This window comes from Klenkia terrae (genome assembly GCF_037083865.1).
Lineage (GTDB): Bacteria > Actinomycetota > Actinomycetes > Mycobacteriales > Geodermatophilaceae > Klenkia > Klenkia terrae.
This window is the reverse complement of sequence record NZ_JBAPLV010000064.1, coordinates 1-1,553: the sequence shown is the minus strand read 5'-3', so window position 1 is coordinate 1,553 and position 1,553 is coordinate 1. Positions and strand designations below refer to the sequence as shown.

The window sequence follows — 1,553 nt, the reverse complement described above, 5'->3', positions numbered from 1 at the left end:
CCCCACGGGGGTGACCACGGCCGACATCCCTTGACCTCCGATCCGGAGGGGGAAAGGGTCAGCGCACAGCTCCGACTCATGTCCGGGGTCCGACGGGGGGTGGGGGACAGGTGCCGGAGACGGACGCCCCGCTGGTGACCGTGGCCATCCCCACCTTCCGCCGGCCGGACTGGCTACGGCAGGCCATCGACAGCGCCCGGGCGCAGACCGTCCGCGACGTCGAGATCCTGGTCTCCGACAGCGACGGGTCCCCCGAGATCGAGGACCTGGTCGCGGACTACGGAGATCCCCGGCTGCGCTACCGCAGCAACGAAGGGCCGACCGACGGGCTGCAGAACGCCCTGGCCATGTACCGCGACTGCCGGGGCCGGTTCGTCGCCACCCTGCACGACGACGACTTCTGGGACCCCACCTACCTCGAGGTCATGCTCGCTCCGTTGCAGGCCCAGGACGACATCCTGCTGAGCTTCGCCGACCACTGGGTGGTCGACGCCGAGGGGCGGGTGCTGCCGGCCGAGACCGAGGCCACGACCGCCGAGCGGGGCCGCTCCCGGCTGGCCGCGGGCCGCATCCAGCCCTTCGTGCGGGAGTGCATGGTCGACCGCGCCGTGTTCTTCGTGGTCGCCACGGTCTTCCGCAACGGCGCCATGGACTGGGACGACGTCCCCGCCGAGGTCTCCCCGCCCTACGAGGTCTGGCTGACCTGGCTGGCCAGCCGCGACGGTGCGGCCGCCTGGTATGTCCCCGACCGGCTGTCCTACTACCGGCTGCACGGTGCCTCGGCCGCGCACAGCACCCGCCTCGAGGTGCCCCAGGTGCACACCTTCGACCGGGTCCTCGCCGACCCGCGCCTGGGCGACCTGCGGCCGGAGGTGCTGCGCGCCAGTGCCCCCTTCCGCGCCAGCCTGGCGTGGTCGCTGCTGGTGGAGGGCGACCCCGCGGACGCCCGCCGTCAGCTGCGCGACGCATGGGCCGCCGGGGCCCGCGGTGCCGTGGTGCTGGGCCTGGCGGTGTCGGTGCTCCCGCGCCGCCTCCGCGCCGGGCTGGTCACCCGCATCCGGGCCGTCCGCGCCCACCGCCGCCTGACCCACCGACCGACCGAGCAGGAGTCCGCCCCGTGACCCGTCCCGCGACCCTCCCGACGACCCTGGCAGGGCTGTCCGCCCAGGGCGGCGGTGCGTGCCGGCTGTGCGATCGACCGCTGACCGACGTGTTCGTCGACCTCGGCATGTCCCCGCCGTGCGAGAGCTACGTGCCCCGCGAGCGGCTGGAGTCCCCGGAGGTCTTCTACCCGCTGCGGGTGTGGATCTGCGCGAACTGCCTGCTCGTCCAGCTGCCCCCGCACGTGCCGGCCGAGGAGATCTTCTCCGACTACGCCTACTACTCCTCCTACTCCTCCTCCTGGGTGGCCCACGCGGAGCGCTTCGTGGACACCTCGGCCGAGCGTCTCGGCCTGGGCGCCGACAGCTTCGTGGTCGAGGTGGCCAGCAACGACGGCTACCTGCTCCAGCACGCCGTCGCCCGGGGCATCCGGGTGCTCGGCATCGAGCCCG

At 73.5% G+C, this 1,553-nt stretch carries 2 protein-coding genes; both read left to right on the top strand.

Translation table 11 applies throughout. The annotated features are described in order from the left end of the window. The first annotated feature begins 110 nt into the window (after positions 1-110). The gene (locus UXQ13_RS23530; RefSeq protein WP_225234222.1) at positions 111-1,121 is read left to right on the top strand and encodes a glycosyltransferase family 2 protein; all 1,011 of its coding nucleotides are present in this window, start codon (positions 111-113) and stop codon (positions 1,119-1,121) included. Beyond that, positions 1,118-1,553, top strand: a 436-nt coding sequence (locus tag UXQ13_RS23525; RefSeq protein ID WP_419146493.1) for a class I SAM-dependent methyltransferase, incomplete at its 3' end; no start/stop codon positions are given. The genes UXQ13_RS23530 and UXQ13_RS23525, both read left to right, overlap by 4 nt.